Raw genomic sequence first — 16540 nt, 5'->3', positions numbered from 1 at the left:
CTGTTCCGCGCCGGCCGCAAGGACGAGGCCGCGGCCGCCGTGCCGGACGAGATGGTGGAGGCCACGGCGATCATCGGCGACGAGGCGCAGGTGCGTGAGCAGATCGCCGAGTGGGAGGCCGCCGGCATCACGATGCTGGTGGTGACAGCGCGGTCGGTCGAGGAGATCGAGCGGATCGCGCGGCTGATCGACTGAGCACAGCGGCGGCCGTCGCGCCCGCTCGTCCGTCGCGCCCGCTCTCCCGGCCCCGCCGCCGGCCTGACTGACATGCGCGCCCGGCCCCGCCGCCGGCCTGACTGACATGCGCGCCCGGCCCTCGGCCCTGCCGCCCGGGACTCGCGCCCCACGCCTGGTTGCAAGACATAGCTCCCCGGTTGCAAGACCGGGGAACGAAAAGCGGCCCGAAAAACGCACCAGATGTCGGGCAATCGCGCGGCCATGTCTTGCAACCGCGCGGGGGAGGGCGAACGGGGAGGCCGCGCGGGGAGGGCGCGGTCATCAGAGCGGTGGACTCCGACCCGAGGTCTCGGATCACGTGTGCGCGAGTTCGTCAGTCGGGGAGGGTGACTTCGCGGACCTGGCCAGCCGGGCCGAAGGTGGCGGTGCCGAGGTCGCCGTACTTGCCCTCGGAGGCCGAGACCCGGAATTCGGGGTCGCCGAGCGCGTCAGCCGAGACCTGGACATGGCTGATGACGGTCTTGTCGGGGTCGAGTTTGAGAACACCGGTGGCGGCGGTAATCGCGGCCATCACGTCGGCGGCGTCGATCGAGCTCACGGTGAGATCTGCGTCGGCCTGGATCGGATCGAACCGCCGCTCCTCCCATCCGCCACGGAATTCATGCGTGATCCGCTTGTGTGGATCGGCCGGGTCCTGCTGCGAGAGGGTGGCGTACTCGCCGTAGATCAGGATCGAGTCGATTTCTTGGGCGGGGAACTCGGATTCGGTCTCGGCGAGCAGGCGGGTGACCCCGTTCTCGGTGTGCAGGAGGCCCGGGCCGACCTCGTCTGTGCCGGCGTTCGACGAACCGTCCGTCACGGAGGCGGCGATCGCCCCGCCGGCTATTGCGAGCACCGCCACCGCGACCGCGATCCCGATCGTCCATCCCCGCTTCGCGTGGCTGAGGTCTTCACGGCGACGGGCATCCCAACCGGTGTATGCGGAGTTGGTGGGGGCGTTGTCGTCGTCATCGCCGTCTAATCCCAGGTCGTCGTCACCGCCGCGCAAGTCGGCCACGAGCGGGCGTAGCTCGTCGATGTACTTGGCCTTGGTGGCGGTCCGGATGCGCTCGAAGTGTTCGAAATGGTCGAGCCGGCCCGCCGCGAAGGCCTCGTCGAGGGCCTGCTGGACGGCGGTGCGCTGGGCGTCGGATGCGCGGTTACGGTGCTTCGCCATGAGCGAGAGCGTAGCCGCCGGGCCGGGTCAGATCACCTGGGAGCCTCGACCTCTCGCTCCTGGCCGTCGGGGCCGAAGGTCACGTTGCCGAGCGAGCCGCCGGTGGCCAACGCGACCAGGTACTCGGCCCGGCCACCGTCGTCCGGATAGATGGACACGTGACTCAGCTGTGCGTCCTCGGTGCCGAGCAGCGCCGGAGTGGCCTCGATCGCGGAGCGGACCACCACCGGGTCGATCGCGTCCAGCGGCAGGGGCGGCGCGGTGTCCAGCCTGGGGCCGCGGGTGGGGTCCGACCAGGTCGAGTCACGCAACTCCGTGCGGTGTCTGGTGCCCGGATCGACCGGATCCACGTAGAACAGGCTCACGTGATCGGCATAGACCAGGAGCAGATCGACCTCTACGTCGCCGAACTCGTCGGCCGCCGACGTGAGCGAGGCGGCGAGTTCGTCACTGATCGCGAGGGCCGCGGCGTCGGCGGGCTCGCCGTCGATGGTGGCGGTCCCTGTGGCGGTCGTGGTGGAGACGGTGGCAGCTGTGGCGGTGGCCGGCGCGGCGGCGGTCGTGTCAGGGCTGTCCCCGGGATCGTCGGCGCTGCACGCTGTGAGTGTCAGGACCGTGATCAACGTCGTGAGCAGCGCGCAACCGGCTGCAGCACGGCGGCGGGCGCTCGGGGCACAGGACATGAGCTCAACACTAGGCGGCGACTTGGCTCTATCGGGCCGGTCTCAGCGGTATACGGAAATCTCCAGGACGCGGAGGTCGGGGGAGAAGATGACGGAGCCGTCGCCATCGTCCGCGGTCAACGACACCACGTACTCCTGCTCGCCGGTGTCGCCGGTACCGATCCCCACGTGGTCGATCTGCGGGTCGGTCAGCTCGGACGCGCCGGGGGCTGCCTCGACGGCCGCTCTGACGGTGTCGGGGTTGATCTCGTCCAGCGACAGGTGCCGTCCGGGAGACGGTCGGGAGTCGCGAGTCGGGCTGACCCAGGCCCCGTCCCGGTAGGTGCTGCGCAGGACCGAGGTACGGGTCGGGGACGGGTCGGCGTGCGTCAGTAACGCGTGGTCGGAGAAGAGATAGAGGACGATCACCGGGACCTCTCCGAACTCGTCCCGAACCGAGTCGAGAAGGGGCGCCACGTCCTCGTAGAGAGGGGCGGCGTCGGTGTTGGCGGCGGCCGTGCTGGAGGTGACAGCACCGGACGCGGTCGTGTGATCGGCCGCGATCGTCGATGACTCCTGCCCGCAGCCGGACAGGACCAGGACCGGCACGAGGGCGAACGCGGCGGCGAGACACCGGCGTCGACGAAGACAGGAACCCATCGATGAAGCGTAGAGGGCTGAATCGGTTCGTCGGGAAGAAAGACCGCCACTGAGATAGAACACGTTCTATCGTGGGGCGCATGAGTGCACCCACGCCTACCGTCCCCGCCGACGCCGGAATCCTGGACCCGCGGACCGGCGAGCACGTGACCAGCGTCTATTCGATCGCCGAGGCCGAGCCCGACCGGGTCGCAGTGATCGAGGGCGGCTCCGCCGACCAGCCCGGCCGCCAGGTGACCTTCGGCCAGCTCGCAGGCGCCGCCCACGGCTACGCCCGCGGACTGCAGGACTTGGGCCTGAAGACCGGTGACTGCATCGTGCTGCTGGCGCCCAACTCGCTCGAGTTCCTCGAGGTCTACTACGCCGCGTTGGAGATCGGCCTCTACGTGGCGCCGGCAAACTGGCATCTCACCGGCCCCGAGGTCGCGTACATCATCGACAACTCCGGTTCGACGGTGTTCATCGCGGACCAGCGGTTCGCCGACGTCGCAGGAGTCGCCGCGGCCGAGGCCGGACTCGACATGGCCCGCTGCTACGCGATCGGCGACGTGCCCGGGTTCCGTCCGCTCGCCGAGCTGGCCGCTCCGGCCGCGGGTGACGGTGGGGCGGGGGAGGCCTCGTCGTCGTCGCTCCCGACAGATCGCACCCTCGGCGCCCCGATGCTCTACACCTCGGGCACCACCGGCCGCCCCAAGGGCGTGCGCCGGCCGCTGACCGGCGCGAGCCCCGACCAGGTGACGGTGCCCAACTACTACTTCTTCGCCGGCTTCAACATTCACGCGCCGGACAACGTCCACATCTGCGGCTCGCCGCTGTACCACACTGCCGTGCTGAACTTCGTCACCATCTCGCTCAACCTGGGCCAGGCCGTGGTGCTCATGGACAAGTGGACGCCCGAGGAGATGCTGCGACTCATCGACGCGCACGGTGTCACGCAGTCGCACATGGTGCCCACCCAGTTCTCGCGGCTGCTCGAGTTGCCCGAGGACGTGCGCGCGAAGTACGACGTGTCGAGCCTGCGCACGATCGTCCACGGCGCGGCACCGTGTCCCAGGCACGTCAAGCAGGCGATGCTCGACTGGTGGGGTCCGGTGCTCACCGAGTACTACGCCGGCACCGAGGGCGGCGGCTGCACCATCACCGGCGAGGAGTGGCTGCGCAAGCCCGGCAGCGTGGGGCGACCATGGAAGACCACGACGTTGAAGATTCTCGACGACGACGGCAACGAGCTGGGCACCGACGAGATCGGGAACGTGTACCTGCAGATGCACGGTTCCAAGTTCGAGTACCACCAGGATGCCGAGAAGACCGCCAAGACGTATGTCGGCGAGCTGTTCACCATGGGCGACATCGGGTATGTCGACGCCGACGGCTACCTGTTCCTGTGCGACCGCAAGAACGACATGATCATTTCCGGCGGCGTGAACATCTACCCGGCCGAAATCGAGTCAGAGATGACGCGGCATGAGGCGGTGCGCGACGCCGCTGTGTTCGGGATCCCGCACAAGGACTGGGGTGAGGAGGTCAAGGCCGTGATCGAGCTGGCCGAGGGTTTTGACGAGTCCGACGAGCTCAAGGCACAGATCCTCGAGGACCTTGCCGGACGGCTGGCCAAGTTCAAGATGCCGCGCACCATCGACGTGGTGGATGAGCTGCCGCGGCAGGCCAACGGCAAGCTGGTTAAGCGCACGCTCAAGGATCCGTACTGGGCGGACGCGAAGTAGTGCGGCGCTCTACGTCTCTTTTCCAGCAAGTGGAGGAGCCCCCTAGGTAAAGAATGACTGATACTGTTATGGCGCGCGTCACATCGGGGGGAACTCGAGGCGCGCTTCGCGGGCCCGCGTCTTAAGTTGCGCCCATCACCGTAAGGAGTCACCTTGACAACTGTTCGTCGTCTAGCCGCTATCGCGGCGACCGCCGCCATCGCTAGTACCGGGGTAGGCGTTGTCGCGCCCGCGATCGCAAACGCGGCCGAAGAGTGTAAGCAGAGCGCGTCTTTTAAGGACGGCACGTGGACTTACAACAAGAAGGTCTCCGTGGCGGAAGCTGCGCCAGGGGGCACGGTGGTAGCAAAGTTGGAGGTTGTTTCGGGTCCAGCTCCCGTAGTCGGCGTGAAGCGTCTGACCGACGTTCATCCTGAGAAGTTGGAGATCCAGAACGTGTCGGTGCGGGCGTGGACCGGCATCAAGTACGTAGAGACGCAGAACCACAGGTTCGACACCGAGAGTCCTACGCGCGCGACCGTTCGCAACGATAATGACGTGTTTGGCTGGTCGGTGGCGGGGGGAACCCTTAGCGCGGAATTCACGTATAAGGTCGCGGACGACGCTAAGCCGGGAGAGCTCCTCAAGGTTCCGAGCGGGATGATTGCTGGCTACAGCTCGGGTCGTGACACGGTCAACGAAGACGTGGGCGTCTGCGTCAAGGTCCGCGAGAAGAACGCTGCGGAAGTGGTGACCGGTTCTCTTGACGGCGCTGGCCTAGGGTCTGCCACGGGTTCGGCAGACGGCGGCTCGGCTGGATCACAGATCTCTTCCGATCCGGCGGGCTTTATCGCCGACATCATCAACCAGATCAACCTGGGTAAGCTCATCGGACTCAGCTGAGTCCTCGCATCTCAGGGTTCTCGTCTCGGGCCCGCCGTTCACTTCGGTGAACTGCGGGCCCGGGGCGCTTCATTTTTCGTGGCCGACGCGATTGCGGGGCGTCGATTCACGAGGGCGGGCGATCCTGCTGCCGAGGTGCGACAGCGAAGTGTTGCGTCGGGATGCGCAATCGCTTCGTGACCTCTGTCGAGCCGCCACCAAGGAAAGGCGCCGGCTGGAGAGGCTTTCGTGGCCCCCCTGCTCTGGTGATCCCGGAATACTTTCGTGCCTTTGTGCGAGCGTTCGAACGGCAGGATGGCCCAGCTGCCCAGGTCGAGCGATATAAGTTGCGGCTCATCGGTAGTCAGTCAATGGGCAAGCTAAGTCTCAGGTTCTCTGGGAGAGGCACAGCTCTCGCGCGCTCCTTTTGCCGTTTGAGCTGTACTGACCGGGTCGCAATCGACCCGAACCCAGCATCTGAATCGAATGAAGAAAAAGTGATGTAAGTCTGGACGTGCGCCTAGGTGTGAGCTAGGTTACTGGCTATGCCCGCCTTGTTGCCGCAGTGCGCTCCTCGCCTGACGAGTCGTCGCGGACCCCTAATTGCCGTTGCGGCCACCGTCGTGTCGTTCTTCGCGGCGGGCTGCATGGCCACCGCGGCCCCCAGTGAGTCGGTGCCCATTGATAGGCAGCGCCAGCAGTACTCCGCCGACGGGGCCGTGTGGGGCGGCGTGGATTCGATCCCCTGGGACACCACGACGATCACGGTCCCGGGCGGTTCGCCCAACTCGACGTCGTTCCATCTTCGGGTGCCGGGCGATGCGGCAGTCGACGGCGAGGTCTATCTCGGCAACTGGTCCATCGATCGCGGAAGTGCGTGGTTCCGGGTCGACGTCAACGGGGTGCAAGGAGACACGCGAATTCTGCCGGTGGCGCAGGCTCTCGGGCCTGGCGTTCTGATGAGTGAGTTCTCGTTGCTTGCTGGTGAGTCCGTGCTGCTGACTCTCAACGTGGGCGTGCCCTCAAGCGAGGTCGAGCAATCGGCTCGAATCACGCCGGACTGGGGGATCACTCTGCAGGAGCGTCCGGGTTCCGGCGGTGGCTCGGGTTCCGCCGGTTCGTCGGGCTCGTCCGGGAGTAGCGGTTCCATCGACTCTGGCTCGATCGGCTCCTCCGGGGGGAGCGGGTCGTCGGGGTCCTCGGGCTCGAGTGGCTCGTCGGGTTCGAGCGGTGGTTTCGGCTCGCTCGGCAGTCCCTCCTTGGGCTTCGGATAGAAGTCCACATCCTGCCCCGGATCCCCGGGGCTCTTGAACTCGGCCATCAGCGCCAGCTGTTGACCGTCGGCAGACCTGAGTCTGCCCTGTACGAGCGATGAGATGGCCCGTGGCCGGCGACATCGCACCGCTGGTCCGGGCGGATTCGCCGCACGGTACCGATCACCTTGAGGGGGAATCATGAAGAAGAACACCAAGGGGGCTATCGCCCTCGGCGCGGCCGCGCTGCTACTTGCCGGCGGTGCCGGAACGTATGCGGCGTGGAGTGATGAGGCGAACATCGGTGGTGGCACGGTCACTGCCGGAAACTTGGCGATTACGGGAGGCGAAACGGGTGAATGGACGTGGGGAAACGGCGTAAATACGGGTAAGACATTCGTTCCAGGTACGGATCGGATCGTCCCGGGAGACGTGGTCCAATACACGGCCGACTACCAGGTCCAGTTGTCCGGCACCAACCTCGTCGCTGCATTGACGTCGGAAATCGGCGGGCTCGACGGCGGTCTTAAGCCTTATCTGGTGGTCGAGACGACATCTCCCGACGACATCGACAACATCACCCCGAGTGCCAACCCTGAAACCTATACGGTGACCACCGTCATCACCTTCGACCCGTCAAAGGTGGTCGAGGGAGATGAAGGCATGAATGAGTCCGCGTCGCTCGCCAGTTCGACCATCACGCTCGAGCAGGTTCTCCCGGCGGGCGGCGGCGACGGCGCTGGCGAAGGCTGATCGTCTGATGGCCGTTCATCATCGTTGGGCTCTCGCGGCGGTCGCCGTCGCGGGGGTGTCAGTTCTGTTCGTGCAACAGACGGGAGCTTTGTGGAGTGATTCTGCGACCAATGAGGGCGCGACGTTGAACTCCGGAAATCTAACTCTGGCCGTCGGCGACGGCGTCGACCAGGTGAGTGATTTCCTGTTTGATGCGCTAGCCGGCACTGACATGGTGGGCGGTGAAGTGGTTCAGAAGCCACTGTATGTGAGCAACGAGGGAACAACGAGTTTGCAGTATCGGCTTGCCCAGGCAACGCCGAGTGAAAACGCCCCCCCGCTTTCGCTCCGGGTTTCTTCGGTGCCCTCCGAGTCCGGATGTCCGGACTCGGAGGGCACCGTGGGATCGCCGCTTTATGACGGTCCGATCTCGGGTGCGGTGTTCGAGGCCTACCGCCCGCTTGCCTCAGGGGCATCGGAGGTCCTGTGTTTCCGCGTCACGATGGGCGAGGACTCGGAACCGGAGCAATCGGGCGACGTGACGTTCACGTTCGAGGCCACGCAGGCGATTCAGCCATGACGTCGGTCGAGGAACGGCCCGCTGAGGAGGCGCCTGCGCAGGGTGAGTACCAGACCGGGGCGTGGTGGTGGATCCGCACCATCGTGTCCTGGTTTCTCTTGCTCGCGGCGGCGGCGGTTCTGGCGGCGCTGGTGGTGGTGCCCCGGGTGTCCGGGGCGACGCCGTACACGGTGCTCACAGGGTCGATGGAACCCACGCTCTCGCCGGGCTCGCTGATCGTTGTCAAGCCGGTACCGCCAGAGGAGCTGCACGCCGGGGACGTCATCACGTTCCAGATCGAATCAGGCAACCAGGCCGTCAATACCCACCGCATCACGCAGGTGGTCTACGACGCGCAGGGCCGGCAGCGGATCCGGACCCATGGCGACGCCAACAGCATTCCCGACAAGGACATGTTGGTGGCCGAGCAGGTTCGAGGACGGCTCTGGTACTCCGTGCCCTATCTGGGCTATGTCAACAATGCGATGACCGGCGATAGCCGCCAGAGACTGGTGATGGTCGCAGTCGGTGGCCTAGGAGTGTACGCGGTGTGGATGTTCGGAAGTGGTCTGCGAGACCGGTCCCGAGAGAAGAAGGGGCCAGGCGTGTCAAAGCGCCCGATCGACAGTGTTGAGGGAGTAGGGGCCGGACATGACGACTCTGCGTAGGAACCTGCGGCGCGACTATCGCTGGCGCGAGTCCGGCTGGACCCGGACGCGTGCGGCGCTCGCAATGGGTATGGTCTTTGGCCTTGGTGCTGTGGGAACGATGGCTCAGTGGTCGCAGACGGTGACGGCTCAGACCGGCCTGTTTAGCACCGTAGACACGGTCAGCCTGACTATTGACGGCCAGCCTGAGAAGTTCGAGTTTGAGGTGGACAACCTCGCCCGCGGTCAGAGCGTGGCGAGGGCGTTCCCCCTTCAGAACAACGGCTCCACCGGCTTTGATTACAAAGTGGAGCTGCTCATGGCCGATCTGACTGAACAAGATGGTACCGGCAACCAGGCGCGCAGCAATGCGGCTAGCCTGCGCGAGAACATGACGGTGAGCCTTCATCCTGGAGGCACGGTCGACGGTGCGACGTGCTCCGATCCACCGTTCAGCACCAAGTCCGGGCCGTCACATGGCCCCACCAGCCTGCGGTCTGGTGTGCAGCTACCGGGTGAGACCACGCACGACTACTGCATTCAGGCAGAGATTGCTGATAATCCGCCCATCGCGAGCCGGATGTCGCGGGTTGGCGTGACGTTCAAGTTCACCGCGACCGCGGCGTAGGTGCTGTGAGATGGCATCGACCGATCAGCCCACGAATACCCGCGACGAGCAGCGGACCCCGTCCCGGGCGCGCGAGTGGGCGCTGAACATCGGCGCGATAGTCGGATTGATCTGCATCGTCGCGGCCGCATTGTCGATGTTCCTGGGCATAAGGCCGTTGGTGTTCCAGTCCGGGTCCATGTCGCCGACCATCAATACCGGTGCGTTGGCGTTCGCGCAAACTGTTCCGGCGCAGCGGTTGAAGGTGGGTGATGTGGTGAGCGTGATTAACCCGACTGGGGTTCGTATCACCCACCGCGTCACGGGCCTGGAGTTTGAGGACGACGGCGAGGTGTCCATGATCATGCGCGGTGATGCTAATGCCGCGCAGGACCCTGTGCCGTATCTGATCAGTGAGGCCGATCGCGTACTCTTCCACGTCAACGGTTTGGGTTATGTCGTGGCATGGCTATCCAATCCGGTGTCCATTTTTCTTGGCGGAATGCTCGCCGGGGGATTAGCGGTTATCGCATTTGGTCGTACTCGGGTTTCGCCGCAATGCGGGCACATTTCGAGCGATGATTCCGAAGGTATCGGCGCACCTGTGCGCGAGAAGAAGGAGGCCCGTAATGGGTAGATTTCAGCAGCTCCGGGCCAAGGCGATCTCTCTTCGCGGCGCTGTGGCGGTGGCCGGCGCGCTGGTGATGGCTGTAGGGATGGCGCAGGCCACGGGCACACTTGCGCAGGACGTCGAGGTCCGCGAGGCCAAGGCCGGATTGGCGACGCAGAACTTCTTCCCGACGCCGCTCACTGACTGGGTGACATGTACTACGGATCCGAATGGTAGCTGGTTACCTGACCGACGCGCACGAATTGATTGGGCGCCTGTTGAGGGAGCAACCGGATACCAGGTCGATTTGGTTCATAGCAATACTGGCGTGGTCACCTCTAAGATTGTGGATGCCCCGGGGACACGATTGCCGAATGTAGTTGCTCCATATTCAACTGCGTTTCCCGTCGCGAACTGGGCCTATCGGATCAGGGTTCGTACTATCAATGGTCCAGCTGTGTCATCCGGCTTCACTACTGCGCCCCAGGCCGCAGAATCGTGGAGCACGACTACCGATCGAACACAGTGCAGCGGTTCCAGCGGGCCAAGTGTCGGAAACGAGCCGTGGGAGGACGAATACGAGTGGACGCCGGATGGGCGCAAGCCGTTCAGTATGGGGCCGGGTGTCTCGTTCTTTGACGGACTGTTCGGTGAGAACTCGGACCTCTTGGGTGACCTGCCCGAAGACCATGAGCTGACCTCCCTGGAGGAGGTAGCAATCGAGGCCAAGCCCACAACGTCGAAGACGGCATCGTCCACTCCGACTCTCGCGCCGCCCAGCACCCCGCAGACCAGCGAGGACACGTCCAGCGAGGCGACGTCCAGCACCACGCAGTCGAATTCGTCCACCTCGGCGTCCGACACCAGCACCACTAGAGCAGTCGAAAAGCCCACCACACTATCCACCTCGCTACCGGCTACCGTCCCCTCGCCGATCGGGCCGACCACCAATGAGGCTGGTCCGAGGACGAGTGTGGAGTCGTCGCCGTCGTCGAACCCCGCCACAACCACCACGGTGGCTCCGACCTGGGCCAGAGTCGGGGGCGGTCCGATCGCGGTGGGCACCTCTCAGGCCCGACTCGAGGACGTTGACGGGCAGCCACACCTGACTGTCACTCGCGGCGGCAGCGAGGTGTGCCGAGCTGAAGTAGACGGTGCGACCAGAATCCAGAGCGCCAGCGCCACGCTCAGCATCACCATTGCCGGCCGAATTACGCCCGTGGACCTGGAAACCTGCGAGCTGACCTGAGGGGACACTGCAACGCGTGCCGAGCCCGGAACGCTGCGTGCGCGGCGAATACCACCGATGCCTGTGAAACAACTAAGCTTATGTGACGCATGGTGTTTGACGGCGGATTCTTGTGTAGTGCAGGGGTAATGGGGGCGCGCGCGCCCAAGCTGGATGGCGGAACGGTAAGACTTTTCTTTCCGGGGCGCATCACTTAATGTTAGCTATGTCACACGATGTGGGGCTGGTTGCTGCTGGCCAGGCGCCGAGCGGCATCAAATGAGTTCAAAGACGAGGGGAATTAATGAAGCAAGTTTCAATCCGGCAGGTAATCGCCGCGGCGGGCGCCACCGCGATGGCAGGCGCTGCGCTCGTCGTGGGCGGAGCAGGGGTGGCGTCGGCGCAGGACGCCAGAGCGTATGACCGGTACACGGGATTGGTCAGTACGACGAATATGGATTTCGAGCGCATCGTCAGCCCGAACTCGGTCACGTATGGCGACACCGTCACTGTCCTCTCAAGGATCATTGACAGCCGGGGTGGATGGGTCGGGAACACCCATAGTTGGATCGAAGATGTGACTCCCGACTGCATGGAATACGTCCCTGGGACCGCGCGCTGGAAGGCCTGGCGTGGGGACTGGGAGACCCCGAGCTCCAGGCCCGGCGAGTTTGCTCCGCCGTCTGCAACCACTGTCCGTGCTCAGTTCAGCCCGCGGGTGTCTGATCCTTTGGAGCTTGAGGCGCAGTACATCGTTAAATGCGATGCGGCTAACAGTGTCGGAACGGGTGGGATGGCGTGGAACGGAACATTGCGGAGTAGTGATTCCAGCTCGAGATCTATGGGACCGACGATCAACGTCAAGCGCCTGAGCACTTCGGTGTTCTTGGCCAATCCCGTCAACCCGCAGGTCAATCAGCAGCTAACGTTCAACGTCATCACCGAGAACGTCCCTGACGGTAGCGAGGTCGCATTCACTATCGACGGTGTGCCTGCCGGGGTGGCGGTAGTAAACAACAACCAGGCTGCGCTGCCCTACACCCCGACGAATGCAGGCAACATCGTGGTCCGGGCGAGCTTCGGGCAGAACGGCACCCACGGCGGCTCCGCTTACACCAGGACGGTGACCGTTTCGCGAGCCAACGTCGATTCCACTGTGACGGTCGAAGCCGCGGCGGGCGCAAAGGTCGGCTTGGCCACGCAGCTAACCGCGGCGGTTTCTCCGGCTGAAGCCGGTGGCACTGTCAGCTTCCGAGATCACAACGCCGAGATCGGTTCGGCGCCCGTCGGTGCAGACGGCACCGCGACCATCGAATGGATTCCGCAGACCGCAGGTGATCGCACCATCGATGCCGACTTCTCCGGACGCACCGGGGTCAATTCTTCGAGCGGGGCGACCAATGTGATGGTGGCCCAAGCCGACCCGGATGCCGTTCCCACCACCACTACACTGGCGGAAATTTCTAACGCCCGGGTGGGAGAGCAAATCGCGCTATCGGCGACAGTTGGCGGTGACGTGACCGGTGGGACTGTCTCCTTCTACGACGGATCGACTCTGATCGGGACGTCTGGAGTCAATGGAAGCGGTCAGGCGACGGTGAACTGGACCCCCAGCACGGATGGTGACCGCACCATCCGCGTCGTCTACTCCGGGCACGAGGAGTTTCTGTCCTCTCAGACCTCCCCGCAGGTGTTCGTCGCACCCGTCCTCGTGGATCCGGAGCCCGACCCGGACCCGGAACCGACTCCGACCGATCCGGATACCGGAAGCCTCGGCTCGCTGACCGGCTCCGGCGATGCGGGCAACACCGGCGGTTCACTCGGCTCGCTGAGCAACTTCGGTAGCTGACGACGAAGTCCCAACCGATGTTCTCGCTGTGCCGCGGCATGCAGGGCATCGAGTGGGCGCCAGAAGCACAAGAACGGCGGGGCGGAACTCGCCCCGCCGTTCTGCTACACGTGGCCGACCCGGCCACACATTAGATGACGCCCGGGGGAAGGGGCACACATGAAGAACAGGTTGCGAAAGCCAGTAGCGCTTTTGGGGACGCTGGTGATGGCTGGTGCATTGATCATTACGGGAAATGCAGCCGCCAGTGCTGCCTCGAAGTCGCACGAGTACGGTAGCCCGAGTAAGAATTGGAAAATCACAAGAACGATTGAAAACACGTCGCCCAAGGTCGGTGACACGGTAACGGTCAAGGCGGAAGTTCAACGGCGTGTGTGGACCGCTGCCCTCTTTGCGTACAAGGATCTGCATCCGGAGTGCTTGGAGTATGTCGAAGGCTCTGCGAAGATCGATGGTAAACAATTCTCTCCCCAAGTCGTCGCTAACGACCATGAGGTGCCGGGAATGGGTTTCGTCCGTTGGTCTGGCCGGCGAGATGTTTTTGGCGCCGGCTCCGGATGGGACAGTCCGGTTACTTTTGAATTCGACTACATCGTGACAAGCAGTTGTGACCGTGAGTCAAATCTCGAATCGACCTCGCATGTCAGCGGAGACCTAGGCGGCGATCAGAATCTCTTGCCTAGCGTCTTCAACGGCGGCCCGTACATTCAGATCCAGAAGGACGTCACCTCGGTAGCGCTGGCAGCCGAGCCCACCTCCGCAGTCGTCGATCAGGGCGTGACGTTCACCGTCACCACCGCCGGAATCGGAGACGGCGGGACCGTGGACATCAGCGGCGACGGCGAAGGGTCCGCCACCGCCACGGTGAACAGGAATTCGGCTACCTTCACCCGTTCGTTCGACTCCATCGGGAACAAGAATGTTGCGGTGTCATTCGCTGGCAACGCTATCGCGAAGCCGGCTGGTCCGGCAACGGCGAGCGTCGAGATCGGCAAGATCTCATCAAAGCTCTCCATCGCGGCAGCACAGCCCGCCTTCGTAAACACCCCCGTTCCGCTCACAGCTACCACAGCTGGCATCCCCGACGGGGAGTCCATCGAGTTCCAAGTCAACGGTCACGAAGTCGGTACCGCGATTGTCGCCGGTGGCACCGCCGTCTACAACGACTGGACTCCTAGCGCGGAAGAAACCTACGGAATCCAGGCATTCTACCGGGGTTCAACCACCGTTGAGGAATCACGGTCGATTCAGGTCAGCGTCAGCGTTACCGAACGGATCCAGCAAACTACCACCACCCTTGCGGTTGACCCGGACCCCGTGCCCGAAAAGGCCAGCACCCTGACCGCAACCGTCAATTACGGAAACGACGGCCACACGGTCGAATTCTTCAACAGTAGCCAGCCGATAGGCACTGCAACCCTGTCCGGTGGCACCGCCAGCATTGACTGGATCCCCAATGCAAGGCAGGCCAACCAGCCCTACAGCCTCACCGCGCGTTACGCCGGATCGACCGGTTACGCATCGTCCACCTCGGACCCCGTCGCCGGCACCGTGGGACTCGTGCAGACCACCGTCTCCGTGGTCGACGCCCCCGCGGCAGGCACGGTGGGCCAGCAAATGCAGCTCAAAGCCTCCGTCACCGGTGGTACCGCAGGTGAGATGATCGAGTTCCGGGACGCCGACGGAAACAAGCTGACGTCGGCCAGCCTTTCCGCACTAGGTGGCGCCGCTGCCATGTGGACCCCCACCACCCCCGGCACCTACCAGGTGACCGCCCACTACATGGGCACCAGCGACACCAACCCGTCGAACTCGCCCTCGGCCACCACCATCACCGTCGGAGCCAAGCAGTCTTCGATCACATTGGACGGACCCGCCTCGGCCAGCGTCGGCCAGACGGCAACATTGACGGCCGCCACGAGCGGAATCGCCGATGGCGAGATCATCACCTTCACGGGCACGGGCACGGTCACGGGCACGGGCACGGGCGACCAGGACCGTACGGCCGTGGTCGCCAACGGGCAGGCCACTCTTGAGTGGGCCCCGTCGGCCACCGGCACCTACCAGATCCGGGCCGTATACGCCGGCTCGGACACCGTCGACGGGTCGCAGTCGGATGTCCTCGACGTCGTCGTCGGACTCGCCCAAACCCAGACGTCCACCGTTACCGCCTCGTCGGAGCCGGTAACCGGCGCACCGGTGACACTTTCAGCCACCGTCACCGGCGGCTCGCTCGGGGCCGACGTGGTATTCCGCGACGGCACCGCCGACCTGTGCACCGCACAACTCGGCGGCGACGGCACCGCGGCGTGCGAGTGGATCCCGACGCAGATTGGCGCCGTCAACGTCACCGCGCATTACGCGGGCGACGACGCCACCGCAGCCTCGCAATCGTCGAGCCCCACCACGGTGACCGTCGGGCAGGGCACCGTCGCCATGCCGGGCGACCTCGTCGTGACCCCGGCCGCCCCCGACGCCGGCCAGAGCGTGACCGTCTCCGGCACCGCCCCCGCCGGCTCCCTCGTGGAGGTCTACACGCCCGATAATGCTCAGGAGTGCACCGCCACCGCTACGGCGGCCGGCACCTTCACCTGCGACCTCGGCCCGCTGCCGGCGGGAACCGCCACGATCAGCGCCGTCGCGACACTCAATAGTGTGCCCTCGCAGATTGCCACGACCACCGTCACCGTCGACAAGGTCACCCCGGTTCTCACGTTGACGGGCCCGGCGTCGGTGAAGCCGGGGCAGACTGTGACGCTGGATCTAGTCACCAAGGGCATCGCCGACGGTCAGTCCGTGGCAATCCTGGTAAATGATGAGGAGGAGGACACCGTCACCGTCACCGGTGGCCAGGCCTCGTACCAGTGGACCCCAGCTGCAGCCGGGAGTTACACGATCCGCGCCAGCTACGCGGGCTTCGGCTCGGTCGACGGGAATGATTCCAACGACCTCACCGTCACGGTCGACGCGCTCTCCAGTAACACGTCGCGGGTCACCGCCACCCCGACCTCGGTACCGGTGGGCGGCACAGTCACCCTTGCGGCCACGGTCACCCACGGCACCGAGGGCGTGCATGTCGAGTTCCGCAACGGGGAGGAGGTGCTGTGCTCCGATGCGATCGGAGCCGACGGCACCGCGACCTGCGAGTGGGACACCGACGCCGTGGGTACGTTCAACGTCGTCGCGCATTACGTCGGTGAGGCAGGTGTGAACAACCCGTCGCACTCGGCCCAGCCCACCAAGATCGAAGTGGGAAAGACCGCGTCCACCGTCGCCTTGACCGCGACCAGCCCAGTCGAGGTCAATGGCAGCGTCACGTTCGAGCTGAAAACCACCGGGATCGCCGACGGCCAGACCGTCGACATCAAGGTCGGCGGCGCGGTGGTCGCTTCACCGGCAATCTCGGACGGCAAGGCAACGGCCACGTGGACGGCGCCCGCCGCGCCGGCGACGCTGACAGCGTTCGCCGAATACGCGGGCAACGCCACCGTCGGCGACTCGGAGTCGGACGAGGTGACGATCGACGTGGGCAAGGCTGCGACGTGGATCACCGACGTGACCACAGCATCCGAGGCGACCGTCGGCGTCCCCGTGGCGCTGTCGGCCACCGTCACCGGCGGAACAGACGGAGTGAATGTCGAATTCCGCGACGGCACAAACGTGCTGTGCACCGGTCAGGTCGCGGCCGACGGCACCGTGGAGTGCCCGTGGACGCCGACCTCGACCGGCACCGTCCAGGTGACCGCGCACTACGC

General features: G+C 64.9%; 15 protein-coding genes. 12 read left to right on the top strand and 3 right to left on the bottom strand.

All coding sequences use genetic code 11. From position 1 onward, the window contains the following. Positions 1-195: LLM class flavin-dependent oxidoreductase (locus ACWIE7_RS17060; protein WP_454070052.1), on the top strand; the 195-nt coding region annotated here is incomplete at its 5' end. A gap of 355 nt (positions 196-550) precedes the next feature. Here the strand turns inward: ACWIE7_RS17060 and ACWIE7_RS17055 are convergent. Genes ACWIE7_RS17055 through ACWIE7_RS17045 form a run of 3 tightly spaced genes read right to left on the bottom strand, consistent with a single transcriptional unit; the run spans position 551 to position 2715 of the window. Beyond that, positions 551-1393, bottom strand: coding sequence for a DUF1707 SHOCT-like domain-containing protein (locus ACWIE7_RS17055; protein WP_454070051.1), 843 nt, complete (start codon positions 1391-1393; stop codon positions 551-553). A gap of 32 nt (positions 1394-1425) precedes the next feature. Continuing rightward, positions 1426-2076, bottom strand: coding sequence for a hypothetical protein (locus ACWIE7_RS17050; protein ID WP_454070050.1), 651 nt, complete (start codon positions 2074-2076; stop codon positions 1426-1428). Between the two features lie 42 nt (positions 2077-2118). After that, positions 2119-2715 carry a hypothetical protein gene (locus ACWIE7_RS17045; RefSeq protein WP_454070049.1) on the bottom strand — a complete coding sequence of 199 codons (597 nt, stop codon included), beginning with the start codon at positions 2713-2715 and terminating at the stop codon, positions 2119-2121. An 80-nt stretch (positions 2716-2795) separates the two neighbouring features. Between ACWIE7_RS17045 and ACWIE7_RS17040 the strand changes: the two genes are divergently transcribed. From ACWIE7_RS17040 to ACWIE7_RS16990, 11 genes are all read left to right on the top strand, one after another. After that, positions 2796-4439 (top strand): AMP-binding protein, encoded by a 1644-nt coding sequence (locus ACWIE7_RS17040; protein ID WP_454070048.1) that lies wholly within the window; start codon positions 2796-2798, stop codon positions 4437-4439. Positions 4440-4592: 153 nt separating this feature from the next. Beyond that, the gene (locus ACWIE7_RS17035; RefSeq protein ID WP_454070047.1) at positions 4593-5321 is read left to right on the top strand and encodes a hypothetical protein; all 729 of its coding nucleotides are present in this window, start codon (positions 4593-4595) and stop codon (positions 5319-5321) included. A 602-nt stretch (positions 5322-5923) separates the two neighbouring features. Further along, positions 5924-6574 (top strand): hypothetical protein, encoded by a 651-nt coding sequence (locus tag ACWIE7_RS17030; RefSeq protein WP_454070046.1) that lies wholly within the window; start codon positions 5924-5926, stop codon positions 6572-6574. Between the two features lie 180 nt (positions 6575-6754). Continuing rightward, the gene (locus tag ACWIE7_RS17025; protein ID WP_454070045.1) at positions 6755-7306 is read left to right on the top strand and encodes an alternate-type signal peptide domain-containing protein; all 552 of its coding nucleotides are present in this window, start codon (positions 6755-6757) and stop codon (positions 7304-7306) included. 7 nt (positions 7307-7313) lie between these two features. Further along, positions 7314-7865, top strand: coding sequence for a hypothetical protein (locus ACWIE7_RS17020; protein ID WP_454070044.1), 552 nt, complete (start codon positions 7314-7316; stop codon positions 7863-7865). Beyond that, positions 7862-8512 carry a signal peptidase I gene (locus tag ACWIE7_RS17015; RefSeq protein WP_454070043.1) on the top strand — a complete coding sequence of 217 codons (651 nt, stop codon included), beginning with the start codon at positions 7862-7864 and terminating at the stop codon, positions 8510-8512. Before ACWIE7_RS17020 ends, ACWIE7_RS17015 begins: the two co-directional genes overlap by 4 nt. Next, positions 8496-9119 carry a TasA family protein gene (locus ACWIE7_RS17010; RefSeq protein ID WP_454070042.1) on the top strand — a complete coding sequence of 208 codons (624 nt, stop codon included), beginning with the start codon at positions 8496-8498 and terminating at the stop codon, positions 9117-9119. Before ACWIE7_RS17015 ends, ACWIE7_RS17010 begins: the two co-directional genes overlap by 17 nt. Before the next feature lie 10 nt (positions 9120-9129). Then, positions 9130-9735, top strand: a complete 606-nt coding sequence (locus ACWIE7_RS17005) for a signal peptidase I (RefSeq protein ID WP_454070041.1) — start codon at positions 9130-9132, stop codon at positions 9733-9735. After that, the gene (locus ACWIE7_RS17000; protein WP_454070040.1) at positions 9728-10957 is read left to right on the top strand and encodes a hypothetical protein; all 1230 of its coding nucleotides are present in this window, start codon (positions 9728-9730) and stop codon (positions 10955-10957) included. The genes ACWIE7_RS17005 and ACWIE7_RS17000 overlap by 8 nt, the downstream gene beginning before the upstream one ends. Before the next feature lie 283 nt (positions 10958-11240). Next, positions 11241-12785, top strand: coding sequence for an Ig-like domain-containing protein (locus tag ACWIE7_RS16995; RefSeq protein ID WP_454070039.1), 1545 nt, complete (start codon positions 11241-11243; stop codon positions 12783-12785). Between the two features lie 159 nt (positions 12786-12944). Further along, positions 12945-16540: Ig-like domain repeat protein (locus tag ACWIE7_RS16990; RefSeq protein WP_454070038.1), on the top strand; the 3596-nt coding region annotated here is incomplete at its 3' end.

The organism is Dietzia sp. NPDC055343 (assembly GCF_053645265.1).
This window is presented reverse-complemented; position numbering and strand designations above follow the sequence as displayed.

Coding starts and splice junctions, on each gene's coding strand:
- ACWIE7_RS17055 (WP_454070051.1), bottom strand. CDS start 1,393: ATGGCGAAGCACCGTAACCGCGCATCCGACGCCCAGCGCACCGCCGTC.
- ACWIE7_RS17050 (WP_454070050.1), bottom strand. CDS start 2,076: ATGTCCTGTGCCCCGAGCGCCCGCCGCCGTGCTGCAGCCGGTTGCGCG.
- ACWIE7_RS17045 (WP_454070049.1), bottom strand. CDS start 2,715: ATGGGTTCCTGTCTTCGTCGACGCCGGTGTCTCGCCGCCGCGTTCGCC.
- ACWIE7_RS17040 (WP_454070048.1), top strand. CDS start 2,796: ATGAGTGCACCCACGCCTACCGTCCCCGCCGACGCCGGAATCCTGGAC.
- ACWIE7_RS17025 (WP_454070045.1), top strand. CDS start 6,755: ATGAAGAAGAACACCAAGGGGGCTATCGCCCTCGGCGCGGCCGCGCTG.
- ACWIE7_RS17020 (WP_454070044.1), top strand. CDS start 7,314: ATGGCCGTTCATCATCGTTGGGCTCTCGCGGCGGTCGCCGTCGCGGGG.
- ACWIE7_RS17015 (WP_454070043.1), top strand. CDS start 7,862: ATGACGTCGGTCGAGGAACGGCCCGCTGAGGAGGCGCCTGCGCAGGGT.
- ACWIE7_RS17010 (WP_454070042.1), top strand. CDS start 8,496: ATGACGACTCTGCGTAGGAACCTGCGGCGCGACTATCGCTGGCGCGAG.
- ACWIE7_RS17005 (WP_454070041.1), top strand. CDS start 9,130: ATGGCATCGACCGATCAGCCCACGAATACCCGCGACGAGCAGCGGACC.
- ACWIE7_RS17000 (WP_454070040.1), top strand. CDS start 9,728: ATGGGTAGATTTCAGCAGCTCCGGGCCAAGGCGATCTCTCTTCGCGGC.
- ACWIE7_RS16995 (WP_454070039.1), top strand. CDS start 11,241: ATGAAGCAAGTTTCAATCCGGCAGGTAATCGCCGCGGCGGGCGCCACC.